General features: G+C 68.6%; 30 protein-coding genes. 15 read left to right on the top strand and 15 right to left on the bottom strand.

Going from position 1 to position 25,473, the window contains the following annotated elements:
- The first annotated feature begins 16 nt into the window (after positions 1–16).
- The 3 genes from HZ989_RS12735 to HZ989_RS12725 are packed head-to-tail and all read left to right on the top strand — an operon-like array spanning position 17 to position 1,775.
- On the top strand, positions 17–415 hold the full coding sequence (locus tag HZ989_RS12735) for a nucleotidyltransferase family protein (RefSeq protein ID WP_209321177.1): 399 nt from the start codon (positions 17–19) through the stop codon (positions 413–415).
- The gene (locus HZ989_RS12730; RefSeq protein ID WP_209321176.1) at positions 412–831 is read left to right on the top strand and encodes a DUF86 domain-containing protein; all 420 of its coding nucleotides are present in this window, start codon (positions 412–414) and stop codon (positions 829–831) included. The genes HZ989_RS12735 and HZ989_RS12730 overlap by 4 nt, the downstream gene beginning before the upstream one ends.
- 5 nt (positions 832–836) lie before the next feature.
- Positions 837–1,775, top strand: a complete 939-nt coding sequence (locus HZ989_RS12725; protein ID WP_209321175.1) for an SDR family oxidoreductase — start codon at positions 837–839, stop codon at positions 1,773–1,775.
- 87 nt (positions 1,776–1,862) lie between these two features.
- Here HZ989_RS12725 and HZ989_RS12720 read toward each other — a convergent pair whose 3' ends face one another.
- The 7 genes from HZ989_RS12720 to HZ989_RS12690 all read right to left on the bottom strand — a co-directional run bounded on the left by HZ989_RS12720 (position 1,863) and on the right by HZ989_RS12690 (position 7,449).
- Positions 1,863–3,452, bottom strand: coding sequence for a hypothetical protein (locus HZ989_RS12720; protein WP_209321174.1), 1,590 nt, complete (start codon positions 3,450–3,452; stop codon positions 1,863–1,865).
- Between the two features lie 546 nt (positions 3,453–3,998).
- Entirely contained in the window at positions 3,999–4,586 is a 588-nt protein-coding gene (locus HZ989_RS12715) for a hypothetical protein (RefSeq protein ID WP_209321173.1), read from the bottom strand.
- Between the two features lie 191 nt (positions 4,587–4,777).
- Entirely contained in the window at positions 4,778–5,293 is a 516-nt protein-coding gene (locus HZ989_RS12710; RefSeq protein ID WP_209321172.1) for a F0F1 ATP synthase subunit B, read from the bottom strand.
- 1 nt (position 5,294) lies between these two features.
- Entirely contained in the window at positions 5,295–5,894 is a 600-nt protein-coding gene (locus HZ989_RS12705; RefSeq protein ID WP_209321171.1) for a hypothetical protein, read from the bottom strand.
- Positions 5,895–5,975: 81 nt separating this feature from the next.
- Entirely contained in the window at positions 5,976–6,200 is a 225-nt protein-coding gene (locus tag HZ989_RS12700; RefSeq protein WP_209321170.1) for a F0F1 ATP synthase subunit C, read from the bottom strand.
- A gap of 55 nt (positions 6,201–6,255) precedes the next feature.
- Positions 6,256–7,038, bottom strand: coding sequence for a F0F1 ATP synthase subunit A (locus HZ989_RS12695; protein WP_209321169.1), 783 nt, complete (start codon positions 7,036–7,038; stop codon positions 6,256–6,258).
- Between the two features lie 48 nt (positions 7,039–7,086).
- The gene (locus tag HZ989_RS12690; protein ID WP_209321168.1) at positions 7,087–7,449 is read right to left on the bottom strand and encodes an AtpZ/AtpI family protein; all 363 of its coding nucleotides are present in this window, start codon (positions 7,447–7,449) and stop codon (positions 7,087–7,089) included.
- 244 nt (positions 7,450–7,693) lie between these two features.
- On the opposite strand from HZ989_RS12690, the gene tgt reads away from it, so the two are divergent.
- Positions 7,694–8,809, top strand: a complete 1,116-nt coding sequence (gene tgt / locus HZ989_RS12685; protein WP_209321167.1) for a tRNA guanosine(34) transglycosylase Tgt — start codon at positions 7,694–7,696, stop codon at positions 8,807–8,809.
- Positions 8,810–8,923: 114 nt separating this feature from the next.
- Here the strand turns inward: tgt and HZ989_RS12680 are convergent, their stop codons facing one another.
- A complete protein-coding gene (locus tag HZ989_RS12680; protein ID WP_209321166.1) occupies positions 8,924–9,097 on the bottom strand; it encodes a YdcH family protein in 174 nt (57 codons plus the stop codon).
- 126 nt (positions 9,098–9,223) lie between these two features.
- Here HZ989_RS12680 and HZ989_RS12675 point away from each other — a divergent pair, with 126 nt between their 5' ends.
- The 3 genes from HZ989_RS12675 (at position 9,224) to HZ989_RS12665 (ending at position 10,729) form a co-directional block, all read left to right on the top strand.
- Positions 9,224–9,832 (top strand): UbiX family flavin prenyltransferase, encoded by a 609-nt coding sequence (locus HZ989_RS12675; protein ID WP_209321165.1) that lies wholly within the window; start codon positions 9,224–9,226, stop codon positions 9,830–9,832.
- A 147-nt stretch (positions 9,833–9,979) separates the two neighbouring features.
- On the top strand, positions 9,980–10,465 hold the full coding sequence (locus HZ989_RS12670) for a TIGR02444 family protein (RefSeq protein ID WP_209321164.1): 486 nt from the start codon (positions 9,980–9,982) through the stop codon (positions 10,463–10,465).
- Between the two features lie 39 nt (positions 10,466–10,504).
- A complete protein-coding gene (locus HZ989_RS12665; protein WP_209321163.1) occupies positions 10,505–10,729 on the top strand; it encodes a YdcH family protein in 225 nt (74 codons plus the stop codon).
- 158 nt (positions 10,730–10,887) lie between these two features.
- Here the strand turns inward: HZ989_RS12665 and HZ989_RS12660 are convergent, their stop codons facing one another.
- The gene (locus tag HZ989_RS12660) at positions 10,888–11,463 is read right to left on the bottom strand and encodes a GGDEF domain-containing protein (RefSeq protein WP_305852208.1); all 576 of its coding nucleotides are present in this window, start codon (positions 11,461–11,463) and stop codon (positions 10,888–10,890) included.
- Positions 11,464–11,591: 128 nt separating this feature from the next.
- Here HZ989_RS12660 and purE point away from each other — a divergent pair, with 128 nt between their 5' ends.
- The 5 genes from purE (at position 11,592) to HZ989_RS12635 (ending at position 15,498) form a co-directional block, all read left to right on the top strand.
- Positions 11,592–12,083: a 5-(carboxyamino)imidazole ribonucleotide mutase gene (purE, locus tag HZ989_RS12655; protein WP_209321161.1), complete on the top strand. Its 492-nt coding sequence runs from the start codon at positions 11,592–11,594 to the stop codon at positions 12,081–12,083.
- Positions 12,084–12,161: 78 nt separating this feature from the next.
- Positions 12,162–13,178 carry a 5-(carboxyamino)imidazole ribonucleotide synthase gene (locus HZ989_RS12650; RefSeq protein WP_245162536.1) on the top strand — a complete coding sequence of 339 codons (1,017 nt, stop codon included), beginning with the start codon at positions 12,162–12,164 and terminating at the stop codon, positions 13,176–13,178.
- Between the two features lie 70 nt (positions 13,179–13,248).
- Positions 13,249–13,731, top strand: coding sequence for a pantetheine-phosphate adenylyltransferase (coaD, locus tag HZ989_RS12645; RefSeq protein WP_209321159.1), 483 nt, complete (start codon positions 13,249–13,251; stop codon positions 13,729–13,731).
- Between the two features lie 7 nt (positions 13,732–13,738).
- A complete protein-coding gene (locus HZ989_RS12640; RefSeq protein WP_371812954.1) occupies positions 13,739–14,611 on the top strand; it encodes a peptidylprolyl isomerase in 873 nt (290 codons plus the stop codon).
- A complete protein-coding gene (locus HZ989_RS12635) occupies positions 14,608–15,498 on the top strand; it encodes a peptidylprolyl isomerase (protein WP_209321157.1) in 891 nt (296 codons plus the stop codon). The genes HZ989_RS12640 and HZ989_RS12635 overlap by 4 nt, the downstream gene beginning before the upstream one ends.
- Here the strand turns inward: HZ989_RS12635 and HZ989_RS12630 are convergent.
- A complete protein-coding gene (locus HZ989_RS12630; RefSeq protein ID WP_209321156.1) occupies positions 15,465–16,586 on the bottom strand; it encodes a Ppx/GppA phosphatase family protein in 1,122 nt (373 codons plus the stop codon). The two genes, HZ989_RS12635 and HZ989_RS12630, sit on opposite strands and share 34 nt — an antisense overlap.
- A gap of 148 nt (positions 16,587–16,734) precedes the next feature.
- Between HZ989_RS12630 and hspQ the strand changes: the two genes are divergently transcribed.
- Genes hspQ through HZ989_RS12615 form a run of 3 tightly spaced genes read left to right on the top strand, consistent with a single transcriptional unit; the run spans position 16,735 to position 18,323 of the window.
- Positions 16,735–17,049 carry a heat shock protein HspQ gene (hspQ, locus tag HZ989_RS12625; RefSeq protein ID WP_209321155.1) on the top strand — a complete coding sequence of 105 codons (315 nt, stop codon included), beginning with the start codon at positions 16,735–16,737 and terminating at the stop codon, positions 17,047–17,049.
- 51 nt (positions 17,050–17,100) lie between these two features.
- Positions 17,101–17,976 carry a phenylalanine 4-monooxygenase gene (phhA, locus tag HZ989_RS12620; protein WP_209321154.1) on the top strand — a complete coding sequence of 292 codons (876 nt, stop codon included), beginning with the start codon at positions 17,101–17,103 and terminating at the stop codon, positions 17,974–17,976.
- Positions 17,973–18,323: a hypothetical protein gene (locus HZ989_RS12615; protein ID WP_245162367.1), complete on the top strand. Its 351-nt coding sequence runs from the start codon at positions 17,973–17,975 to the stop codon at positions 18,321–18,323. The genes phhA and HZ989_RS12615 overlap by 4 nt, the downstream gene beginning before the upstream one ends.
- A 476-nt stretch (positions 18,324–18,799) precedes the next feature.
- On the opposite strand, the gene HZ989_RS12610 is transcribed toward HZ989_RS12615, so the two are convergent.
- The 5 genes from HZ989_RS12610 to HZ989_RS12590 form a co-directional block, all read right to left on the bottom strand.
- Positions 18,800–20,074, bottom strand: coding sequence for an MFS transporter (locus tag HZ989_RS12610; RefSeq protein ID WP_209321153.1), 1,275 nt, complete (start codon positions 20,072–20,074; stop codon positions 18,800–18,802).
- 34 nt (positions 20,075–20,108) lie between these two features.
- Positions 20,109–21,440: an N-succinylarginine dihydrolase gene (gene astB / locus HZ989_RS12605; RefSeq protein WP_209321152.1), complete on the bottom strand. Its 1,332-nt coding sequence runs from the start codon at positions 21,438–21,440 to the stop codon at positions 20,109–20,111.
- 25 nt (positions 21,441–21,465) lie between these two features.
- On the bottom strand, positions 21,466–22,932 hold the full coding sequence (gene astD, locus HZ989_RS12600; protein ID WP_209321151.1) for a succinylglutamate-semialdehyde dehydrogenase: 1,467 nt from the start codon (positions 22,930–22,932) through the stop codon (positions 21,466–21,468).
- A 149-nt stretch (positions 22,933–23,081) separates the two neighbouring features.
- Positions 23,082–24,089, bottom strand: a complete 1,008-nt coding sequence (locus HZ989_RS12595; RefSeq protein WP_209321150.1) for an arginine N-succinyltransferase — start codon at positions 24,087–24,089, stop codon at positions 23,082–23,084.
- A complete protein-coding gene (locus HZ989_RS12590; RefSeq protein WP_245162366.1) occupies positions 24,089–25,456 on the bottom strand; it encodes a hydrolase in 1,368 nt (455 codons plus the stop codon). Before HZ989_RS12590 ends, HZ989_RS12595 begins: the two co-directional genes overlap by 1 nt.
- Positions 25,457–25,473: the final 17 nt, after the last annotated feature.

The following is a 25,473-nucleotide window of genomic DNA, read 5'->3' as shown; positions in this document are numbered from 1 at the left end:
GGGCTAGGCTCCGCCCATGTCGCCAGACACCGCCGTCCCGATTCTGGAGCGCCTGATCCCCGGCCTCGCCGCTGTCTATGTGTTTGGCAGCGCGGCCCGGGGCGATGCGCGCGCCGACAGCGATCTGGATCTGGCGATCGTCGTGGACGGGCCCCTCGCGCCGGGCTTGCGCGAGGAGGCGCGTCTGGCCGTCGAGGACGGCTTGGGCATCGACGTCGATCTGGTCGATCTGGCGACGGCATCGCCGATCCTGGGCCGGGAGGTTCTGCGGGAAGGCCGCAGGATCGCCGCCTTCCGACCCTTCATCGCTGACCTCGCCGAGATCCGGATGATGCGGGACTACGAAGACCTGAAGGAACGCCGGCGCGGGATCGAGGCGGACATCGCCCGCCGCGGCCGGGTGCTGGCGGCGTGAGTGACGACGTCATCCTTGCCAAGGCGCAAAGCCTTGAGCGTTGCGTCCGAAGGGCACGTGAGGAACTTGCGGCGAGCGCCGACTTCGCAGTCGATCTGACCCGTCAGGATGCCGCCATCCTGAATGTCCAGCGCGCCTGCGAGCTGGCGGTCGACATAGCCTTTCGTCTGGTTCGCCTGAACGATCTCGGCGCACCCGCGACGAACCGCGACGCCATCGACCTGCTGGCGGCCGCAAGGATGATCGATGCGTCCCTGGCCCTGTCCCTGAAACGGATGATCGGCTTCCGAAACGTGGCTGTGCATCAGTACATCGATCTGGACATCACCGTGGTCGAAAGCGTCATCCGGCTCGGCCTTGATGATCTGCTGGCGTTTTCGAGCGTCGCCCTCAGGCTCTCGCCGAACGCAGGATAGACCCGATGCCTCACTGGACCACCGCAAACATTCCCGACCAGACCGGAAAACGGGCCATCGTCACCGGCTCGACCGGTGGCACCGGATACGAGACGGCGCTGGAGCTGGCCCGCAAGGGGGCCGAGATCGTGATCGCGGCGCGCAACCCGGCCAAGGGCGAGGACGCGGTGCGCCGCATCCGCCGCGCCGTGCCGACGGCACAGGTGCGGTTCGAGGCGCTGGACCTGGCCGATCAGGCCTCGGTCGTGGCCTTTGCCGACCGGATGCTGGCGACCGGGCGGCCCATCGACATCCTGGTCAACAATGCCGGGGTCATGGCCCTGCCGACGCGCGAGGTGACCGGCGACGGGTTCGAGATGCAGCTGGCCACCAACTATCTGGGCCATTTCGCCCTGACGGCGCGTCTGCTGCCGCTGCTGACGGCGGGGCGGGCGCGGGTGGTGCAGCTGTCCAGCATCGCCCACCGGCGGGGGCGGATCCGGTTCGACGACCTGAACCATGCCACGGGCTACAGGGCCTGGCCCGTCTATGCCCAGTCGAAACTGGCCATGCTGATGTTCGGGCTGGAGCTGGACCGGCGCAGCGCGGCGAACGGCTGGGGCCTGACCAGTGTGGTGGCCCATCCCGGCTATGCCCGGACCGGCCTGATCGCCAATGGCCCTCTGGTGCGCGCGCCCTTCCAGCGGGCGGTCATGGCCGTGATTTTACGGCCGCTGATCGAGCCCCTGATCAGCCATTCGGCGGCGGCGGGCGCCCTGCCGATCCTGATGGCGGCGACCGACCCCTCGGTGGCCGGCGGGGCCTATGTCGGGGCGACGCGTCTGATGGAACTGAAGGGCCCGCCGGGACCGGCCAAGGCCGAACCCCAGGCGCTGGACACGGCAGCGGCGGCGCGGCTGTGGGAGGCGACGGAGGCCATGCTGGGGGTTCGGTTTCCGATCTGAATGTGGATCATCATCGGGCCAAGGCGCGTGGGGAGGATACGACGTTCAGGTCGTATCTCCCCGGGCCTCGATGGAACGGCACAGGCCCTAATGGTGGTGCGCTTCGGTCGTCGGGGCGTTGTCAGTCTGCGGCAGGGATGAAGCCTCGGCGGATGGATGGGCGGCGGCGGCCTGGGCGCGGGCCAGACCGAGCATGGTCATCCTGCGACCCGGCGTCCGCGCCAGCGCCCGGCGGTAGGCATCCTCCGCTTCCACGGGACGTCCCGAAGCCAACAGAAGATCGCCGAGGAGCTCAAGGGTCGGCTTGGGAATGGCCGGCGGGCCGAAATCCTGCGGTACCGCCAGCTCATGCTCAGCGGCCAGCCTCAAGGCGGCCAGGCCGCCGTCTGCATCGCCCCTGGCGATCAGGGCGAGAGCCGCGATCTCCTCATCCATCACCTTGTAAAGTCTGAGAACCTGGGCCTGTTGCGCTTCGGAACCAGGCGTGGCCGGGCGTCTCTCCAGCTGCGTCACCAGATCATGCAGGCGGCCCGCGACTGCCTGCATCCGCGCCGGGTCGGCCACCGCTGTCAGGGCTTCGCCATAGGCCAGGTTGATCCGGGTCTCCAGGAGTGCGTCGTCGTCCAGCCGTGTCGCCAGATCGGACGACCATTCGCCGGTCTCGACCGCCCGGCGAACCAGCATATCGGAGTAGGATTGCACCGCGGCCTGGTAGAAACGGGGCCGCTGGGGGCGCATCTCAGATATGGTCCGGGTCGTCTGCCAACAGGCCGCGATCCGGTCGTCGGCCCGCGGCACATCGCCCTTCTGCAGGTGGCCGTAGACGAGCCACTCCTCGTAATGGAAGCAGGCGGCGGCCGGCTGACCCTGAGCGATCTCGCGGGCGTTCTCCGCGCGCGTCGCATTGATATTGGCCTCGATCACCTCGTCCCACATGCCCAGCGCAATGAAGATGTGGGAGGTCATGTGCAGGGCGTGCGGGGCCTCGGGTGCGACGGCACCGTAGAGACGCGCGGCCCGAAGCCCCAGGGGCGCATGAACCGGGTCGTCATAGGAATGGATCAGATAGTGCAGCACGCCCGGGTGATGCACGTGCGTCGGGAACTCCGCCTCCAGGAGCGCCGCCGCACGCATATAGGTCGCAAAGTCGCGCCCCTCATGCGCCGTGCCCAGCAAGGACAGGGCATAGAAGGCGGTCGCATCGACATCGGTTGGAAAGTCCGTATGGAGCTTCTCCATCGCGGCTGCGTAGAGGTCATCGCGGACCTCCTTGGGACCGTCGCCATAGAGGGTTTCTATGGCCGCGAGATAGCCGGCCTCGCGCGGAGTCCGGGCAAACCCGGCCCGGGCGTCTCGCGTGGGGGCCAGCCGCTCGAGGACGGCGCGAGCGGCGGTCGTATCCTGCTCCATCCAGACCGCGTGATTATAGGTCATGGCCTCGCCCCAGTAGGCCATGGCGAACCCCGGGTCGGCCTTCTGAGCCTCCTGGAAGGCCTCTGCAGCCTGCTCGTATTCGAAGTTATGCAGCAGTGCGAGGCCACGCAGGAAGGGCGCCTGCGCCTCGGCCGCGCCGGAATTGGCAAAGGTGACGTCGCCGAGCTTTGCGCTCGGCACCGTGGCACAGGCCGAACCAAGAAGTGCCAGAAGGCACCCCAATGCCGCCAGGATTTTCCCCACCTGTATCTCCCGACGCGTTCGACGACTGCAGGAATTTCAAGGCCGCACGCACGAGAGCGCCACGCTTCTGACGCTCCCGTGCGCGCGTCAACTTGTCAATAGTCAGCGATCCCGCCGGGCTGCCCGGCGAGGGAGGTATGGTGAGGGTGCGGTTCTGCCGCGGCTATTTCATGCCAGTCCAGAGACTTGCAGCGCCTCGCGTAGCGAAGCGGAGATCGCTCCCTTGTCATCCCCGACGGAGCGCCAAGCTTGTCATCCCGGCCGTAGCGAAGCGAAGAGCCGGGACGTTCGGCCGTGACATCAAACCTCCCGGAAATCGCGGCAGCGATTGTCCGGGAGACAGTCTGACCGCACTCCCCGTCTCCCGGACAGCCGCTTCGCGTCTTCCGGGAGGTCGAAGGAGGGCGTCTTCCGTCCCGGATAATCGCTGGCGCGATTTCCGGGATGACAAGGGGACTCGTTTCAAGGTGCCTATATCGAGTTTGGATAATCGCTTCGCTTCGGCCGGGATGACAAGGTGAAGCTCGATGTGATGGGCCCCCGGCCTCACGGCGGGCCGGTCTTGCGGGCCCGGGCGGCCTGGCGGCGGCGTTCGGCGCGGGAGAGCGGCGGAACAGGGTGGACTTCCTGTACTTCCTGTACTTTCGACGACGACGGCGAGTGGGTACCCGTGTCGGCGACCGCGCCGACGAGGCGGGCCGACTGGACGATTGAGCGGGCCGTGGCGTTGATCTCGTTGAGGGTGTCGATCGACGCGCGCGACGCGGCCCGGGCGACCCGGGCCTCCAGCCGGGCGCGGTCGGACACCTGACGCAGGGCCATGTCGCGCAGCCGGCCCCAGGCCAGGGCCCGGTTCAGCCGACCGCGTCGCGCCTCCACGCTCATCCGGCGAAAGGCGAGGGCGGCCAGGGCCTCGTCGTCGATGTCGGGCAGGTCGTCGTCCGTGGGGAGGTCTTCGGGTTCGGGATCCGCCTGATCCACCCGCCGCCAGCCCTCCGCCCGCGCCCGCTTGTGGAAGGCGGATTCACCCAGGTCAAACCGGACGCAGACCTCCTCTGCGGTCAGGCCGCCGAGCCAGGCGTCCCGGGCGGCGGTCCAGGTCTCGGGCGATCGTTTGCGGTAGGGCTGGCTCATGGGCGGGAGCCTGGCATGGGGGTGCGTCAGAAGCGGACGTAGGGGCGGGGCGGGGGCAGTGAATCCTCGATCTCCCGGACAATCGCTGGCGCGATTTCCGGGAGGGGTTCCGCCTCGATGGCCAACGTCCCGGCGCTTCGCTACGCTACAGCCGGGATGACAAGGTGTCCGAAATGGAGACGCCCCAGCGCCTAGTTCAACCGCGTGCCGATCTGGCCGATGGCGGCGTCGAGGAGAGGGTCGGTCTTCTGGGTCGCGAGGCGGGCGGCGAGGATGGTCTCGGCGGCCTCTGCGGCGATCTCGGCCGCGGCGGCCTTGACGTCGGCGGAGGCCTGGGCTTCGGCGGCGGCGATGCGGCGTTCGGCCAGGGCCTGACGGCGGGCCAGGGTTTCTTCAAGCCGGACCCTGGCCTCGGCCTCCATGATGCGGGCATCGGCCTCGGCGGCGGCGAGCATCTCGCGGGCCTGGATGTCGGCGGCGGCCTTTTCGGCACGGATCTGGGCCAGCAGGGCCTCGGCCTCGGTGCGCAGGCGCTGGGCCTCGTCCAGCTCGGACTGGATCTTCTGGGCAGCACCATCGAGCTGGGCTGCGATCATGGCCGGGACCTTGACGAGGATCAGGATGCCGAAGAACACCACGAGGCCGGCACCGACCCAGAACTCAGGGTTGGACAGGTTCCAGAACTCACCGTCGAAAAAAGCGGGCATATCAGGTGGCTCCCTTGACGGCGGCAGTGGCATCGGCGGCGGTCGGAGCCACACCGGTCAGGCGCTCAACGATGGCCGAGGCGGTATCGGCGGCGATGGCGGCGACGTTGGACATGGCGGCGTCGCGGGTCTTGCCGATGGCGGCCTCGGCCTCGGCGATGCGGGCGTTGACGACGGCCTCTTCCTCGGCGGCGCGGCGGTTGGCGTCTTCGGTCACGCGCGCCCTGGCGGCGACGGAGGCGGCGCGGGCGTCGGCGCGAGCCTTGGCGACCTCGGCCTTGGCGATTTCGGCCTGGCCAGCGGCCTCGACCTGAACCTGGCGAGCGGCTTCGACGGCCGTTGAAATGGTCGCGGCTCGCTCGTCCTTCACGGCCCGCAGACGCGGAAGGAAGATCCTGGACAGCAAGACATAAAGGACCGCGAAGATGATCAGCAGCCAGACGATCTGGCCCGCCCACCACTGGAACTCGAACTGCGGCAGCCCGCCCGAGGCGTGTTCGGCCTCTGTCCCGGTCGCGTGGGTATCCGCGGCGTGAGCGGCCTCGGCCGACCCCGTCGTGACGTCATGAATGGGAGGGGCGTCGCTGGGATGCACAGCCATGATCAATCCGGTGGGCGAGTGAATTTGTCACGGGCGGCGTCCGGTTTTCCAACCGCCGCCGCCCGCGCAACAGGGGAGGTATCAGCTGAAGAGGATCAGCAAGCCGAGCACGAAGGCCAGGATGCCCAGGGCTTCGGTCAGGGCGAAGCCCAGGACCAGGTTGGTGAACTGCCCACCGGCGGCCGAAGGGTTGCGCAGTGCACCTTGCAGGAAGCCCGAAAAGATCGTGCCCACGCCGATGCCGGCACCGATCATGCCCAGGGTGGCGAGGCCCGCACCGATGTATTTTGCTGCTTCAGCGTCCATTTTAGTCCGTCCTTGAGAGAAGTCTTCGAGTGAAGAGGGGTGGGTGAAGGGGTGATTAGTGGTGGTCGGCGTGGACCGCGTCGTTCAAGTAAACGCAGGTGAGTACCGCGAACACGAACGCTTGCAAGAAGGCGACGAGGAACTCCAGCGCCGTCAGGGCCAGCACGCCACCAAACGCCAGCACGGCTGCCACATAGGCCAGGTAGGCGATCCCGCCCGAGGCGGCCAACGCAGCCAGGGAGACGATGAAGCCGGCGAAGACCTTCATCGCCACGTGACCGCCCAGCATGTTGCCGAACAGTCGGAGCGATAGCGTCACCGGGCGAAGGAAGAAGGAGATGATCTCGATCGGCGTAACGAAAAGCAGCATGTACCAGGGCACACCGGAAGGGGCGAACAGCTTGAAGAAGCCCCAGCCGCTCTTCACGAAGCCGACGATGATGACCATCACAAATGTCATGGCGGCAAACGTCAGGGCCACCGCCAGTTGGGCTGTCGCTGTGAAGACCGTGAACATGCCCAGCATGTTCATGGCCAGCAGGAAGATGAAGAGCGTGAACACATAGGGGAAGAAAGCGCGCCCCTCGTGACCGATGATACCGGTCGAGAGGTCGTCGATGAAGCTGAACATACCCTCGCCGACGACCTGCAGGCGTCCCGGTACGACTTTCGGCGAAGCCGTCACGGCCGCGAAGAACAGCACGATGAGTGTGGCGGCAACCATCATCGCAACCGTCGAATTGGTCAGCGACAGGTCGATCAGACCCAGACCCGGTACGGATACCGGGGGGATGTCCAGAACCTTCTGGACCTGGAACTGATGCATCGGATCGGCCATGCCGATGTGTCTCCTTAGTCAAGGTTCCGAACGCCCTGCGGCGTGCGGTCAGCGTTGGTCGTCGCCTTCGTCCGGCTCATCGGGAAGGTCCCGGGGCGGGCCAAACTCCGACAGAGCGCGAGCGCTGAGCTTTTTGGCGGAATGCACCGCCAGCCAGATCGAAACGCCGAAGCCCAAGAGGGTCCCGACGATAGTTCCCCATGGCCGGGACCCGACAAACGCGTCGAACCCCCAGCCCAGTCCCAGACCCACAAGCACCCCGCCGATCATCTCGGCCATGATGCGATACCCGTAGCCCGCAGCGGCTTCGCCGTACTGCGTCGGTGCCGGCGTTGCCCTTGCCTTGAGCGAGTCGGCCTGAGCGTTGAGGCGTTTGATCGCCTCTTCGCGCGATTCCGTCGGTAGGGACATGGGTTGTGGCTCAGCGTCCCGGCAAGCCAGGACGGGGTCTGAATTCGGCGCGGAACCTATAGGCGGGGGCACGGAAGGTCAAGGCGGGCGAGTGCATCGCTAACTCTCTGAAATAAAATGATTCTTTCCGAGCTTCTGTGCCTGTCCGCCATATTCGCCGGGGTGCACGGAGGTTGGAGGGGCTGCACGCTTCCCACGCCACCGCCCCCGGCCTATAGGCCCTGCCTTTCCCGGAGCCGCCGCCGTGCCTTTTCCCTTCACCCTGACTGCGACCGAAGGGCGCGCCCGGACCGGGGTGCTGACGACGCCGCGCGGCGACATCCGCACACCCGCCTTCATGCCCGTGGGCACGGCCGCGACGGTCAAGGCGATGAGCGTGGATCAGGTGAAGGCGACGGGGGCCGACATCATTCTGGGCAACACCTATCATCTGATGCTGCGCCCGGGGCCCGAGCGGATGGAGCGGCTGGGCGGGCTGCACGCCTTCATGGGCTGGGACAAGCCGATCCTGACGGATTCGGGCGGGTTCCAGGTCATGTCCCTGGCCGGGATATCGAAGGTGAAGGAGGAGGCGGTGACCTTCTCCAGCCACATCGACGGATCGAAACACGTCCTGTCGCCGGAGCGGTCGATCCAGATCCAGGCCGACCGGATCGGGGCCGACATCTCCATGCAGCTGGACGAATGCGTCGCCTGGCCGGCCGAGGAAGCCCGCGCGCGGGCGGCCATGGAACTGTCGGCGCGCTGGGGGGCGCGATCAAGGGTCGCGTTCGGGACGCGGGAGACGCAGGGTCTGTTCGGCATCCAGCAGGGATCGACCTTCGAAGCCCTGCGGCGCGAATCGTCCGAGCGGCTGATCGAGATCGGCTTCGACGGCTATGCCATCGGTGGCCTGGCGGTGGGGGAGGGGCACCAGGCCATGTGCGAGGTGCTGGACTATGCGCCCGACATGCTGCCCGCCGACCGGCCGCGCTATCTGATGGGGGTCGGCAAGCCGGTCGATCTGGTCGAGGCGGTCTGGCGCGGGGTGGACATGTTCGACTGCGTCCTGCCGACGCGGGCGGGCCGCCACGGTCAGGCCTGGACCTGGGACGGGCCGATCAATCTGAAGAATGCCCGCTTCGCCGAGGACCGCACGCCGCTGGATCCCTCGATCGATTGCATCGCCTCGTCCGGCTATTCGAAAGCCTATCTGCATCACCTGATCCGGGCCGACGAGATCCTCGGCAAGACCCTGCTGAGCTGGCACAACATCGCCTTCTATCAGGCCCTGACGGCGGCGATGCGCGACGCCATCGCCCACGGCCGGTTCGAGGCATGGCGCAAGGCCTTCCACGCCCGGCATGTTTCGAACGGCTAAGGCAACACAGCCTTCGTCATCCCCCGTCTCGCTGCGCTCGCCGGAGGATGACGACATGAGAAAACGGCCCCGGAGCGATCCGGGGCCGTTCGGTTTTCTGACGGAGACCCGGGGCTAGCCTGCCCTGGCCTCCAGACTGGTGATTTCTTCCTTCAGTCGGAGCTTTCTTCGTTTCAGCTCCCTGACCTGCAACTCATCCACGGCCGGTCGACTGAACTCCCGCTGGATGGTCTCATCCAGCTGGCGGTGACGGTTTCCCAGTTCGCGGATACGAGCTTCGATGGTCATGGCTTGCGCCTCCATGTCTAAGGGACCACACAGTGAGCGCCCGGATTGGCGGTCTGTGAAATCACGGTTCGGTGACGTAAATGGACCGTTAAAATCCTCCGGGCACCGATCAGCCTGACCCCCAATATGGACCATGATGTGAACGGAGCCGTACGGAACCCGCCGAGCCGACTGGTGGTCGGCATTTCGGGCGCATCGGGCGTGATCTATGGCGCGCGGGTGCTGGATGCGCTGAACGAACTGGGTGTCGAGAGCCATCTGGTGGTGACGCGCGCGGCCCTGCTGACATTGTCGCAGGAAACCGATCTGACGCCCGACGAACTGACGGCGAAGGCGAGCGTGCTTCACAGGCTGAACGACGTCGGCGCGACCATCGCCTCGGGCTCGTTCCGGACGCTGGGCATGATCGTGGCCCCGTGTTCGGTAAGGACGATGAGCGAGATCGCCACGGGTGTGACGTCGACCCTGCTGACACGGGCGGCGGACGTGGTGCTGAAGGAGCGCCGCCCTCTGGTGCTGATGGTGCGCGAGACGCCGTTCCACCTGGGTCACCTGCGGACCATGACGGCCCTGACCGAGATGGGGGCGATCATCGCGCCGCCGCTGCCGGCCTTCTATGCGCGCCCCGAGAGCATCGCCGACATCGTGGACCAGTCGGTCGGGCGGGCGCTGGACCTGTTCGGGCTGGACTGGGAACCGGTGCGGCGCTGGGACGGGCTGAAGGGTCCGGCGTGACGGGATCCCGATCTTCCGCTCATCCCCGCGAAAGCGGGGATCCAGTCCTTTGGAGCTGGATGATTTCGAGCGAGCGACGCCCTCGATCCCCGACGCCCTGCCTCACTTCAGCACTGGGTCCCCGCTTTCGCGGGGATGAGCGGAAAAATGATTGACGTTCAATCGCGTGCAGAGCTCTGGGCCTGGGCACTGACCGCCTATCGCGCGTCGGGCGTGTCCGAGACGTGCCTCGGCCTTCAGGATGTGAACGGGCAGAATGTGCCGCTGCTGCTGTGGGCGGCCTGGGCGGCGCGCACGGGCCGGGCGCTGGACGAGGACACGGTCGAGGCGGCCTGCGATGCCGCGCGGGCGTGGGACCGGGTCGCGGTGACGCCGCTGCGGGCCGTGCGGCGGACCCTCAAGCGGCCGGTGCCGGACATCGACGATACGGCGCGAGAGGCGCTGCGGGATCAGGTCAAGGCGGTCGAACTGGCGGCCGAGCGGCATCTGCTGGCCGGACTCGAGGCGCTGGCACCGACGGCGGAGGGTCCGCCGCGGCCGGCGATCGAGGGTCTGGTGGCGGTGGCCAGGGCCTGGAGCCGGGTCGTGCCGCGCCCGGCGCTGATCGCGCTCGCCGAACGACTTCCGGCGTGACCGACGAAGCGCTATAAGCCGCCGCGCGCAGGGTATCCGATGAACGACGACCAACCGTTTCTGACCGAGGAAGAACTGGCGCTGCATGCCCAGGTCAAGGCGCTGCGGCTGGAGCATTCCGACCTCGACGCCTCGATCGAGGCTCTGTCGCACATGCCGATCCCCGACCAGCTGCTGATTGCCCGGCTGAAGCGCAAGAAGCTGTCGCTGCGCGACGAGATCGTGAAGATCGAAAGCCGGATTCTGCCCGATATCATCGCCTGAGTTCGTTGGACTCTCTGAGTCCAGAGAAACTCATCCAGGTCATTGAAATCTATACAATTGTACGCGTTGCACCCGGTTTTTCTGAGTCCATTTCTGACGCCCGGGCGATCTTGGCCGCAAGCTTTCAGAAACGCACTTAATCATCTGAAAAACAGGGACTATCGCCCCCGTTTTCTGACCCACATGGCCGCATCGGCTTCGGCCAGCCAGGTCTCGACGTCGGTCTGGCCGGCGAAAGCCCGGACGCCGAAGGAGCCGGCGAGGGGGGCGGGCCGGTCGTCGTAGCGGAAGTCGGCCTCTTCCAGCGCCGCCTTCAGCCCGGCCGCCTTCTCGCGGCCTTCGTCGATACCGGCGTTCAGCAGCAGCAGGCCGAACTCGTCGCCGCCCAGCCGTCCGACGGCATCGGTGGCACGCACATTGTCCAGCAGCAGCCCGGCCACGCGGACCAGGGCGGCGTCGCCCGCGGCGTGACCCAGACTGTCGTTGACCCCCTTGAAGCCGTCGAGGTCGAGGTACAGCAGGACGGCGGGCACATTGTAGCGGCTGCAGTAGGCCATGGTCCGCTGCATGGCCGCGACGAAGCCGCGCCGGTTCAGGACGGGGGTCAGGACGTCGTAGTCGGCCGCGGCCTCGGCCGCTTCGGCGCGGGCCCGCAGGGCCTCGACCTCGGCACGCAGACGGGCGATCTCGGCCTGGGGATCAAGCCCGCTGTCGATGTCGGCGGCGTCGGTCACGAGGGGCGAAGGCTCCGGGGGCGCGCGACTCAGACGAATGAGGCACGGCCCTAGGCTAACGCCGTCAGTTGCGGGCGCAACGTGCGTGCTGTAACCGGCCGCTTTCGCAGCCGGGGGCTTCATCGACCATGACGACGACGACCGCGCCGGTGGCGATCATCATGGGCAGCCGCTCGGACTGGCCGACGATGAAACACGCGGCCGACGCGCTGGATCGGCTGGGCGTGGCCTGGGACGCGCGGGTGATCTCCGCGCACCGGACGCCCGCACGCCTTTACGACTTCGCGACCACGGCCCGGGCAGCGGGGTTCAAGGTCATCATCGCGGGCGCGGGCGGGGCCGCGCACCTGCCGGGCATGGCGGCCGCGATGACGCCCCTGCCGGTGCTGGGCGTGCCGGTGGAGTCCAGGGTGCTGAAGGGGCTCGATAGCCTGCTCTCCATCGTCCAGATGCCGGGCGGCGTCCCCGTGGCCACCCTGGCCATCGGCGAGGCGGGGGCGAAGAACGCGGGCATTCTGGCGGCGCAGATCCTGGCCCTGTCCGATGGGAACCTTGCCGGTCGGCTGGAGGCCTTTCTGGCGGCCCAGACCGAGGCTGTGCACGAGACGGTCGAGGACTGATTGAGCGCCGTGTCCGATCCTTCTCCCCTGGCCCCGGGATCGACGCTCGGGATCCTCGGCGGTGGCCAGCTGGGCCGGATGCTGTCGCAGGCGGCCTCGCGGCTGGGCTTCGATGTCGTCATCCTGGACCCGGAGGAGAACAGTCCGGCGGGGCGGGTCTCGCGCGGCCAGATCGTCGCCGCCTATGACGACCCGACGGCGCTGGGCGTGTTCGGCCGGGTCTGCGACGTGGTGACCTTCGAGTTCGAGAACGTCCCGGCCAGTTCGGTCGAGCGGCTGGCGGAGGCCGGGGCCCTGGTGGCGCCGGGACCGACGGCGCTGGCCGTGGCCCAGGACCGGGTGGACGAGAAGACCTTTCTGAACGCCGTAGGCGCATCGACGGTCGGCTTCGTCGCCGTCGAGGGTCTGGACGACCTGAAGGCCGGGCTGGAGACGCTGGGCCTGCCCGCGCTGCTGAAAACCCGCCGCGACGGCTATGACGGCAAGGGTCAGGTCTGGATCAAGTCGGCGAAACAGGCCGAGGCCGCGCTGGCGTCGCTGGGTGGACGCCCCGCCATCCTGGAGGCCAGGGCACCGTTCATCCGCGAGCTTTCGATCATCGCCGCGCGCGGCCGGGACGGGTCGGTCGCGGTCTATCCGCCGGGCGAGAACCGGCATTCGGGCGGCGTCCTGCGGACCACCCAGGCCCCGGCCGGGCTCGACAGGAAGACGGAGCGGCGCGCCCGGGCGATCGCAGCGGCCGTTCTGGACGGGCTGGCCTATGTCGGGGTGATCGGCATCGAGCTGTTCGATCTGGGGGACGGCAAGCTTCTGGTCAACGAGATCGCGCCGCGTGTGCACAACACCGGGCACTGGACCCAGGACGGCTGCGTCTGCGACCAGTTCGAGCAGCATATCCGCGCCATCGCGGGCTGGCCTCTGGGGCCGACGGCAGCCCATGCGCGGGTCGAAATGACCAATCTGCTCGGCGACGAGGTGAATCAGTGGTCCCGCGTGGTCGCGCGCGCCGATCAGCGGCTGCATCTGTATGGCAAGACCGACGCCCGGCCGGGCCGCAAGATGGGCCACGTCAACCGGGTACGGCCGCTGGGCTGAGGCCCCGAACATCTGGACCGCGTCGGTCGGCGGATGCTAGATCACTCGCGTCCGGGGAGAACATATCGCCATGCGCATCGGTCTCTATCCGGGCACCTTCGATCCCGTCACCAACGGGCATCTCGACATCATCGGCCGGGCCGTGAAGCTGGTGGACCGGCTGGTCATCGGCGTGGCCCAGAACGACGACAAGGGGCCGCTGTTCAGCACCGCCGAGCGCGTCGAGATGGTGCGGGCCGAGGTCGCGGGCCTGGGAGGCGACATCGATGTCCAGCCGTTCTCGACCCTGTTGATGCATTTCGCCGAGCGGCTGAACGCCAATGTCATCGTGCGGGGCCTGCGCGCCGTGGCGGATTTCGAGTACGAATTCCAGATGACGGCCATGAACCAGCGCCTCAATGCCGACATCGAGACCGTGTTCCTGATGGCCGATCCGCGCCACCAGGCGATCGCCTCGCGGCTGGTCAAGGAGATCGCCCGGCTGGATGGTGACATCGACAGCTTCGTCAGCCCCGCCGTCGCCGCAGCTGTGCGCGAGCGGGTCAAACGCTAACCCCGGGATGCCTCGCTTGAAGCTCACGCCTTTCGCCTTCGCCGCCGCCCTGTCGGTCCTGATGCCCGCCGTCGCTTCGGCGCAAACGGGCCCCGCGCCCGCCGCCACGGACTGGCGGACGGTCGCGCCCGAGAACCTGCTGGTCATCGACACGTCCAGGGGGCGGATCCTGGTCGAGCTGGATCCGCTGGTGGCCCCCAACCATGTCGTCCGCGTCCGCACCCTGGCCGATCAGGGGTTCTACGACAGCCTGACGTTCCACCGCGTGCTGACGGGCTTCATGGCCCAGACCGGCGATCCCCTGGGGACCGGGGCGGGCGGGTCGGAGCTGCCGGATATCGCGGGAGAGTTCAGCTTTCGGCGCGGCCGGGATGCCGGTTTCGCCCCGGTCGAGGGCGGCGGCACGGGCCTGGTCGGCTTCATCCATGCGATCCCGGTCGTGACCCAGCCGGATGCCCAGATGATGGTGACGTCCGACTTCAAGACCCCGGCGACGGGTCTGTTCTGCGCCGGGGTGGTGGGCATGGCCCGGGCCGGTAGCCCCGACAGCGCCAACAGCCAGTTCTTCCTGATGATGGGCCGCAACGACACCCTGAACGGCAATTACACGATCTTCGGACGTGTCGTGTCGGGGCTGGATGTCATCTCGCGCCTGAAGCCGGGACCGGAAGCCGAGGACGGCAAGGTCACCGACAACCCCGACATCATGACCCGTGTCCGCACCGCCTCCGCCCTGTCGGAGGCGGAACGTCCGACGGTGCGGATTCAGGACCCGCGCTCCGCCGCCTTCCAGGCCCATGTGGCCGAGGCGCGCGCCGCGAAAGGCGCGACCTTCAACGTTTGCGACGTCCAGCCCGTGACCGAGGTGATCGCTCCATGATCCGACTGTCCGTTCTGGCCCTGACCCTGCTGGCCTGCGCCCCCGTCGCTTCGGCGCAGGACATGGGGACGACGGCCACCGAACCGTCCATGGCCGTCGCCAGCGACTGGCGCACCGTGCCGGCCGAAAACCTGCTGGTCATCGACACGAACAGGGGCCGGATCTTGGTCGAGATGACGCCGGAGATTGCGCCCCTGCATGTCGAGCGGATGCGGCTGCTGGCCCGGCGCGCCTTCTTCGACGGCATCGTCTTCCACCGCGTGATCGACGCCTTCATGGCCCAGACCGGGGATCCGCTCGGCACCGGGGATGGCCAGAGCCCCTATCCCGACCTGAAGGCGGAATTCACCTTCCGGCGCGGGCCGGACATGCCCTTCGCCATGGTCGCGGCCCCGGCCGGCGCGCCGCTGGGATTCCTGAACAGCCTGCCGGTCCAGACCCAGCCCGACGCCCTGATGGCCACGACGGCCGACGGCAAGGTCCACGGCTGGGGCACCTATTGCCCCGGCGTGGCGGGCATGGCGCGCGACGAGGCGAACGACAGCGCCAACAGCCAGTTCTTCCTGATGCGCCAGCCCTATCCGGCGCTGGACAAGCGCTACTCCGTCTGGGGCCGGGTGGTGTCCGGCCTGGACATCGTGAGGGCTATCAAGGTGGGTGACGGCGAAAACGGCATGGTGACGGCCGATCCCGACCGGATGATCCGTGTCCGCGTGGCGTCTGACCTGCCGGTCGACCAGCGGCCGGTGGTCCAGGTGATGGCGACGTCGTCGGCGGCCTTCCTCACCCTGATCGAGAGCGTGCGGATGGTGCGCGGTGCGGATTTCTCGATCTGCGACGTGGACCTGCCCGTTCAGGTCTCGGGCCCGGCGGCGCCCGCCGTCTGAGGCCGTCCCCGGCCGCGTCCGCGCCGCCGCCGTACGGGCCGTCTGGCCTGACGCATCTGCTGCAGCAGCAGGCCCTCGCGCAGGCCGCGATCGGCGACGCGGACACGCTCGCTCGGCCAGGCCCGCTGGACGGCATCCAGGATCGCGGCGCCCGCCAGCACCAGGTCGGCGCGGTCGGGCCCGATGCAGGATTCGGCCGCCCGCCCCCCGGGCCCCATGGCCTTCAGCCGGTCGGCCGCCGCGTCGCACTCGGCCCGCGTCATCCACAGGCCGTCGACCCGGTCGCGCTGATAGCGGGGCAGGTTCAGGTGCACGCCCGCGAGGGACGTGATCGCGCCGGAGGTTCCGACGAGGTGGCCCTGGCCGCCCTCATACAGGCGCCGGAACTCCGGATCGTCGAATCCGTCGGCGGCCAGGGCTGCGGACATGTCGGCCACCATGGCCTCATACCAGGCCTGACCCGAGCCCTCCGGCTCGGGATGGCGCTCGGCCAGGGTGACGACCCCCAGCGGCACGGACAGCCAGGCAACCGTCTTCATCTCGGTGCCCGACTTGCGCAGCCAGGACAGCTCGGTCGAGCCACCGCCGACGTCGATGACCAGAACGGCCTCTGCCGCCGGGTCGAACAGGTTCAGACAGCCCTCGACCGACAGGCGGGCCTCCTCGACCGGATCGATGATGCGGAGCTTCAGCCCGGTGCCCTTGCGCACCCGCTCCACGAAGGCGGCTCCGTTCTCGGCCTGACGACAGGCCTGGGTGGCGACCGCGATCAGCCGGCTGGTGTCGACGCCGCGCCGGATCACCCGTTCGGCGCACTGGGCCACGGCCTCATAGGCGCGGTCCATGGCCGCCTCGTCCAGACGACCGGTGCGCGACAGACCTTCGCCCAGGCGCACGATCCGGCTGAAGCTGTCGACCACGCGGAAGCCGTCCCGCGCCGGGCGCGCGATCAGCAGACGGCAGTTGTTGGTCCCCAGATCAAGCGCGCCATAGACGGGGCCGTCGCGAGCCGACGCATCCCCGTTCGACGCCCGCTGGACCCGGGACCGTTCGTCGCGCCGTCGTGGCGCGCCGTCGGGTGCCGGCATGGGCCGAACTTTCACCTGGGCGCAACCGGGACGGGCGCCTGTCCCGGTCAGCCTAATGCGCGTTGATCGTCCGTGCCAAGCCTATCTGACGCCAGGATGAACGGATCTGACAGCGTCCCGCTCAGGCCGGCTGTCGTACAGAAGGGTCATGACCCGGTCCCTGACTGCCAAATTCGGCCTCGGCCAGATCGTACGTCACCGCGAGGAATCGTTTCGCGGGCTCGTGGTCGACGTCGACGGCGTCTATGCCGGACCCGCCAGCGAGCCCGGCCCGGATTATCGCGACCAGCCCTTCTATCGCGTCCTGGCCATGGGCGAGGACACCGGCTTTCTGGTCTATGCCGCCGAGGCGGTGCTGGAGCCCGACCCCGACATCGCCCCGATGAACGCCGACGACCGCGCCCGGTGGTTCACCATCGACGAGGCGGGACACCATGCGCCGAGGGCCCAGCCCATTCATTGACGCTTGGAGGGCGGGCGGGTGGCCTCTAGATTGGGGGCAGGGAGTTTCGCCATGGCCGATTTCGAACACGTCTTTCAAAGCCCGCCGGAGGGCGCGGCCGCCGACTGGACGATCAGCCAGAACTGGCGGGCCTATACCCAGGTCGAGCACGACACCTGGGACACCCTGTACGCGCGGCAGATGGAGATTCTGCCCGGGCGGGCCGCCGGTGCCTTCATGAAGGGGCTGAGCGCGCTGGACCTGAACACCGGCGGCATCCCCGATTTCGCCCTGATGAATCCGAAGCTGAAGGCCCTGACCGGCTGGACCGTGGTCTGCGTGCCCGGACTGGTGCCCGACGAGGTGTTCTTCGACCACCTGGCCAACCGGCGGTTCCCGTCGGGGCAGTTCATCCGCAAGGCCGACCAGCTGGATTACCTGCAGGAACCGGACATCTTCCACGATGTCTTCGGCCATGTGCCGATGCTGACCGACCCGGACTTCGCCGACTATATGCAGGCCTATGGCAAGGGCGGGCAGCGGGCGCAGAGCCTGGGCATGCTGAGGAACCTGGCCCGGCTGTACTGGTATACGGTGGAGTTCGGCCTGATCGACCAGGGCGAGGGCCTGCGGATCTATGGCGCGGGCATCGTGTCCTCGGCGTCCGAGAGCGTCTTCGCGCTGGAGGATCCATCGCCCAACCGCATCGCCTTCGACCTGGAGCGGGTCATGCGGACCGACTACCGCATCGACGACTTCCAGCAGGTCTATTTCGTCATCCCCTCGATCGAGGCCCTGAACGATGCGACCCTGGAAGACTTCGGCCCGATCTACGACCGGCTGAAGGGGCAGACCGACATCGGCATCACGGCGATCCAGCCCTATGACCGGGTCGTCACGCGGGGTACTCAAGCCTATGCGGCCAAGGGCGGGAGGTTCGCGGCGTGAGAAAGACCTTCGTCGTCCTTCTGGTCACGGGGCTGGCGGTGTCGGCCGCGGCCTGCACCGATGCCAGGCGCGCGCGGAACGCGGCGACCTTTGGCGACAAGCCTGCAGACATCACCTGCTGGACCTATGGGACCGAGACCTTTGCCGGCCGCTCGACAGGCAAGGTCGAATACAACGACGGCGGGCGCATCGCCTTCGTCGACGCCGCGAACGGCCGCTACACCACGATCGATGGCGAATGCCGGGTGGTCTATCTGGCCGACGGCGACGAGGCTGCGAAGGCCGCCGTAGCCCCGGGTGAAGCGGGCGGGCCGGTCGCGCCGCCGCCCGCGGTGCCGGAAGCCTAGTTAGGCTTGTCATCCCCGACGGAGCGAAGCGGAGATCGCTCTCTTGTCATCCCCGACGGAGCGCAGCGGGGGTCGGTCCCTTGTCATCCCCGACGGAGCGCAGCGGAGATCGCGCTCTTGTCATCCCCGACGGAGCGCAGCGGAGATCGCTCTCTTGTCATCCCCGACGGAGCGCAGCGGGGGTCGGTCCCTTGTCATCCCCGACGGAGCGAAGCGGAGATCGGGGATGGCGAAAGTCCCATCGTGTCTGGCCACGCCCGGACAGCCCGCATGGGCTGAGCCGGGCGACAGCGTGGGACCGAAAGAATGGCGGGAACCACGCATGAACGCCACGGCGAGGCGTCATACACCCGCGTCGCCGCCACCCGTCTCCCGGCTCAGCCCGGGCGGGCTGTCCGGGAGGGTCAGGAGGTGTGGGACCGTCCCGTCCCCGATCTCCGCTTCGCTCCGTCGGGGATGACAAGCCATCCGGGCGCCTAATCCTCGACGATCAGACTCTTCGTCTTCGTGTCGCGCATCAGGACGTAGGTGATCAGTGAAATCCCGATCATGCCGGTGACGTACCAGAAATACAGGCTCTCGCGTCCGTCCAGCTTGAACCACAGGGCGACGTATTCGGCCGTGCCGCCGAACACGGCATTGGCGAGGGCATAGGGCAGGGCGACGCCCAGCGCCCGGATATGGGCGGGGAACAGCTCGGCCTTCACCACCGCATTGATGGCGGTGTAGCCGGAGACGATGACCAGGGCAGCGAGGCTCAGGGCGAAGGCGGCGAGCGCATTGGTGGTGACCGCCAGGGTGCTCATGATCGGCACGGTGCAGACCAGGCCCAGGACCCCGAAGGCGATCATCACCGGCTTGCGGCCGATCCGGTCCGACAGCGCCCCCACGGCGGGCTGCAGCAGCATGAAGAGGAACAGGGCAGCGGCGCTGATCTCGGTGGCCTCGGCCTTGGAGAAGCCGGAGGTGTTGGTCAGGAATTTCTGCAGGTAGGTCGTGTAGGTATAGAAGGCGAGCGTCCCGCCGGCCGTCAGGCCGATGACGATCAACGCCTCCTTCGGATGGCGCAGGACCAGTTCCAGCGCGCTGGATTTCGGCGCGGCGCGGGTGCCCGGATCCGTGAAGGCGGTGGTCTCGTCCAGGCCCCGGCGCAGCCAGAAGACCACGACTGCCAGGGCCGCGCCGACGAAGAAGGGGATGCGCCAGGCCCAGTCCGACAGGGCGGTCTCGCCCAAGGTCCGCTGCAGCAGGATCAGCAGCATCAGGGCCAGCAGCTGGCCCGAGATCAGGGTCACATACTGGAAGCTGGACCAGAAACCGCGGTGCCGGGCCGTGGCCATCTCGGACAGATAGGTGGCGCTGGAACCGTATTCGCCGCCGACGCTGAGGCCCTGCATCATGCGGGCGATCAGCAGCAGGGCAGGGGCGGCGAGGCCGATGGTGGCATAGCCGGGCGTGCAGGCGATGATCAGCGAGCCCGCGCACATCAGGCTGACCGACAGGGTCAGGCCGGCCTTGCGCCCCCTGCGGTCGGCATAGACCCCCATGACCCAGGCCCCGACCGGCCGCATCAGGAAGCCGACCGCGAAGATGGCCGCGGTGCTCAGCAGCTGGGCGGTCGGCTCGCCCTTCGGGAAGAAGACCGGGGCGAAATAGACGGTGAAGGCCGCATAGGCGAACCAGTCGAACCACTCGACCAGATTGCCGGCCGAGCCGCCGACGATGTTCTTCAGGCGGCGGGCGGGGGTCATGGGGTGCACGCAGGTGGGGCCATCGCGGGTCCGATCAGAGGCGCTGGAACGGGTAGAATCCGGACCCGAGCTTAAGCAGGCCGGTCAGTTCGTCCAGCGCGCCCCGCGTCTCTGCGATCAGGGCCGGGTCGGCGAGGTCGGCGGGGGCCAGGGTGTCGCGGTAATGGCGGTTCGCCCAGTCCGACAGGCGGGCGTGCAGGGCGTCGGTCAGGCGCATGGCGGGGTTGGTGGCGGCCAGCTCGGCCTCGGTCAGGACGACGCGCAGGCGCAGGCAGGCCGGGCCGCCGCCGTTCCGCATCGACTGGCGCACATCGACGTATTCGACCCGGCCGATGGGGCCGTTGGAGGCGGTCAGAGACTGGGCGACCGCGTGGCTGCGGGGGTTGTCGCGGGTCTCGGTCGGGCAGATCAGGGTCAGGCGATCCTCGCCCGGGATCTGCACCAGCATGGAGTTGAACAGATAGCTGGAGATGGCGTCGGCCAGGGGCAGGTCAGCTGAGGACACCTCGACGAAGATCGGCTCGAAGCCTTGGGCCGCCGCCCGGATGGCGGCATGGGTGGCGGCGGTGTCCTCGAAGGCCAGGTCGTGGTGGAACAGGGTGTCCAGCGCGCCGACGCAGACCACGTCGTTGTGGAAGGTGCCGCCGGCGATGGCGGCGCGGGACTGTTGGGCGAGGACCGCGCCCGAGGCCGCGTGGCGACGGGCGATGGCCTCGGAGGCCTGACGCGTCTGGCGGGCGGGGAAGGGGCCGTCCCAGACCTGATGGGCGTCGCGGCCCCAGACCAGAAGGTTCACGCCGGGCGACCCATGCTCGGCGCACAGGCGGACATGGTTGGCGGCCCCCTCATCGGCCAGATGGGCGACGGCGGGCAGGGCGTCGTGGACGGCGAAGCGGGTGGGGTCGGGAAACAGGACGTCCAGCGACCGCTTCGTCTGGGCGTGCTCCAGGCTGCGGTGCAGATTGGTGTGCAGGTTGGCGGGGGTGAAATGGACGCGGCCGTCGGCTGAGTCCGCGCTGGGCGTCACGGTGGCGGCATTGGCGGCCCACATGGGACTGGCGGACAGGGCGGCGGCGGCGAAGGACGGGGCATCCTTCCAGGCCTGCTCCAGCACGCGGGTGTCCGGGCCGGTGAAGCCGAGGCTGCGCAGGAAGGGGATGTCGGGGCGCTCGTGCGGCGGCAGGACGAACTGGGGCAGGCCGAGGTCGGCGAGCCGCTTCATCTTGTCGAGCCCCTGCAGGACGGCCGCGCGGGGGTTGGACGCCTCGCCCTTGTTCAGGCTGGAGGCGAGGTTGCCGGGGCTGAGACCGGCATAGGAATGTGTCGGACCGATCAGGCCGTCGGCATTGGCTTCGAGGGCGGTCACAGACCCCTCTCCCGGCGGGAGAGGGTCATTGTCTCAACCCCTTGATCTCGCCCTCGATGTTCTTCACCGCCCCGGCCTCGAAACTGGCCACCGGATAGGCGCAGTAGTCGGCGGCGTAGTATGCGGACGGGCGGTGGTTGCCGCTGGCGCCGAGGCCGCCGAAGGGCATGTCGCCGGCGGCGCCGGTGGTCGGGCGGTTGAAGTTGACGACGCCCGCACGGATGCGGCGGATGAAATGGTCCCAGTGGGCGGGGTCGTCGCTGATGAGGCCGGCGGACAGGCCATAGCGGGTGGCGTTGGCGGCGGCGATAGCGGCCTCGAAGGTCGGGACGCGGGTGACGGACAGGAAGGGGGCGAACATCTCCTCGTCGGGGACGTCGATGCCGGTCACGTCGAGGATGGCCGGTTTGACGAAGGCCCTGGGCAGGCTGCCGACAGGACCGGAGGCGCGGATCACCCTGGCACCTATGTCGATCCGCTGCTGCAGGGCCGCCAGCGCCTGTTCCGCCGCGCGCTGCGAGATCAGGGGGCCACCATAGGGTTCGGGCGTCGCGTCCCAGGGGGCGAAAATCAACCGGTCGACGAGGCTGTTGACAGCCTCGACGATGGCGTCGCCCGACGCCCCCTCGGGCACGATCAGGCGGCGCGCGCACGAGCAGCGTTGGCCGGTGGTGACGAAAGCGGATTGGACGACGAGGCCGGCGACGGCCTCGGCATCGGCGGCATCCCAGACGACCAGCGGATTGTTGCCGCCGAGCTCCAGCGCCAGGATGACGTGCGGATCGTCGGCGAACTTGCGCCTGAAATGGGCACCGGCCGCACCGGAGCCGGTGAACATCAGGGCGTCGATGGGCTGGTCCAGCAGGGCGGCCCCGACGTCGCGGCCACCCTGAACGAGGTTGAACACGCCCGCGGGCAGGTCGGCTTCCTCAAGGCATTCGGTGATCAGCTGACCGGCGTGGGGCGTCTCCTCCGACGGCTTGAACACGACGGTATCCCCGGCCAGCAGGGCAGGGACGATATGGCCGTTGGGCAGGTGGCCCGGGAAGTTGAACGGGCCCAGCACCGCTGCGACGCCGTGCGGACGGTGGCGCAGGGTGGCGTGGCCGAAGGCGGTCTCGGCCGTGCGCTCGCCGGTGCGCTCGTCATAGGCGCGGATGGAGAGGTCGACCTTGCCGGTCATGGAGCCCAGTTCCGCCGTGGTCTCCCACAGGGCCTTGCCGGTCTCTCTGGAGATGGCTTCGGCGAAGGCGGGGGCGCGGGCCTTGAGCGCGGCCTGATAGCGTTTCATGGCCGCGATCCGCTCGGTGCGCGGGCGGTCGGCCCAGTCGGGGAAGGCGGCGCGGGCGGCCTCGACGGCGGCGCCGACCTGATGGGTCGAGGCCTCGTTGCCGCGCCAGACGCGGGCTTCGGTCGCCGGATCGAAAGAGGCGAAGCCGTCGCCCGCGCCCTCGGTCCAGGCCCCGTTCAGATAAAGGTGTCCCTCGGACATTCAAACAACTCCGCTCATCCCCGCGAAAGCGGGGACCCAGTTCTTTCATGACGCTCGGGGCGTCGGATTCCGACGTGCGTGATCTCTCAATGTCGGAGCCGCCAGACCACTGGGTCCCCGCTTTCGCGGGGATGAGCGGGGAGAGGGGGTCATGACTTCACCCTGACGACATCGCCCGTGCGGACTTTCAGGGCCTCCGCCACCTCGGCGGGCAGGCGCACGGTGTCGCCGTCGATCGCGGCCCGGCCCCGCACCGCGCGGAAGTCGCCGACGCTGTCGGTCGACACCAGCGAGGGCAGCTCGGCCTCGACGTCGTCGACCACAGAAGCCGTCAGGCGGCGGGCGTCACGCACGGTGCGGATGTGGTCGCGGGAACAGCTGACGGTCGGGCCGGCATCGAAGATGTCGATCAGGCCGTTGGGGCGAAAGCCCTCGCTTTCCAGCAGGGCCATGGCCGCCACGCCCTGGGGGTGGACCTTGCCGATCACGGCGCGGGCCGGCTCGGGCAGCAGCGCGACGTAGATCGGGTGGCGCGGGGCGAGGTCGAGGATGAACTGCTTGTCGGTGGAGCCCGTCATCATGTCCGCCTGGTCGAACGGCATGGGGAAGAATTTGTGCGCCACATGGTCCCAGAAGGGGCAGGCGCCGTCGGGGGTGAAGACGCCCCGCAGCTCGGCGAGGACCGTCTCGGCGAACAGGTCGGGCTGGGTCCCGATCAGCATGTAGCGGGACTGGGACAGCAGCCGCCCCGCGCCGCCCTTGCGCCGGTCCGCCTTCAGGAACAGGGAACCGACCTCGGTCCAGCCGGTGCATTCGTTGACCAGCTGCAGCGTCTGATGCTCCAGCCTGATGTCCAGCGACGGGGAGGACGAGGCGTTGGTCACGAGCCGGAACGAGAAGAAGGGCCGGTTCAGCCCGACCGCCGCCTTGACCGAGGCGATGCCGTCCACGTCGCCGGTGTCGGTCTCCTCCATCATCAATGTGTACCACCGGGCCTGGGGGGCCAGGGTCCCGGCGAAGCTGTCGCGGCTGATGTCGAGGCGTTCGGCCAGCTGGTCCGGGTCCTCGGGCAGGCTGGTGAAACCGGGGCCGGAGAGGATGGCCAGTTCCAGCAGGTGATCCAGGTCGGCGGGACCGGCGGGGCGGATGACGAGCATCAGGTGATCCTCCCCTGTTGGGGGAGGGGGACCGCGTCTTCGCGGTGGAGGGGGCTAACCCCGGACTCCGGTGTCTGTGGTGGGCCCCCTCCGGCGCTGCGCGCCACCTCCCCCGATGGGGGAGGATTGAGCCGCAGCGACTTCAGCTTCAGCGCGTCGATCTCTCCGGACGCGATCTTGCACAGCATCAGGGTCGAAAGCTGCGCCCGCTCGACGAAGCTGTCGGGCCAGGCGAACTCTTCCTGCGAATGGATCAGGCCGCCCCGGACGCCGAGGGTGTCGATATTGGGCAGGCCGGCGGCGTGCAGGTTGTTGCCCTCGCAGACGCCGCCCGAGGGCGACCAGGCGATGGTCTGGCCCAGCAGGGCACCGGTCTCGCGCACCGCCTCGAACAGGGCGGTCTGGGACGCGTCCATCGGCTTGGGCGCGCGGGTCATGCCGCCGTGCAGGTCCAGGGTCAGGCCGTCGAACGGGGGCGAGGCGACGATCTCGGCGATGGCGTCGGTGATCCAGGCGGCGGCCTGGGCATCCGGGACGCGGACGTTGAAGCGGACGACCGCATTGTCGGCGACGACGTTCAGCGCCCCGCCGCCCGAGATGCGGGCGACGTTGACCGTCACGCCTTCACGCCGGCCGTTCAGGGCGTGAAGGGCGGCGGCGACGATGGCGGCCCCGGCGACGGCGTTGGCGCCTTCGTGGAAGGCGCGTCCGGCGTGGGCGGCCTTGCCCGTGACGATCAGGTGGAAATTGCCGCTGCCCTTCCTCGCCCCCGCCAGGGTGCCGTCGGCCAGGGCGGGTTCGTAGGTCATGCCGACATGACCGCGCGCGCCCAGTTCGGCCAGAAGGGGGGCGGAGGCGGGCGAGCCGATCTCCTCGTCCGGGGACAGCAGGACGGTCCAGCCCACGCCGTCGCGATCGGGGTGGGTTTCGAAGGCGGCCAGGGCCCCGAGCATGACCGAGATGCCGCCCTTCATGTCCGCGATGCCCGGGCCGTTCAGGGCCCCGTCGGCACGGCTCACAACGGTCTGGAAGGCGCTGTCGGCCGGGTAGACGGTGTCATAATGGCCGGTCAGGACGACCTGGATCGGCGCATCGGGGCGGGCGGTGATCTTCAGGGCGTCGGCGCGGGCCTGGGAGCGGACGGTGCCGTCGTCGGCGACGGTGGAAAAGCCCTGGGTGGGGATGCGGGCGACCTCGGCGGGCAGGCGGCCGGCCTCGGCCTCCAGCAGGGCCAGGATTTCGTTCAGGCCGTCGGGATTGTCGCTGCCGGAGTTGATGTTCGACCAGGCGACCGCACGGTCGATCAGGACCGCCGCGCCCCGCCCGACCAGGTCGAGGGCGGCATGATCCTGTGGGAGAATCCGCATGGCCTTACCTTAGCCGG

This window comes from Brevundimonas sp. AJA228-03 (genome assembly GCF_017795885.1).
Taxonomy (GTDB): Bacteria; Pseudomonadota; Alphaproteobacteria; order Caulobacterales; family Caulobacteraceae; genus Brevundimonas.
This window is presented reverse-complemented; position numbering and strand designations above follow the sequence as displayed.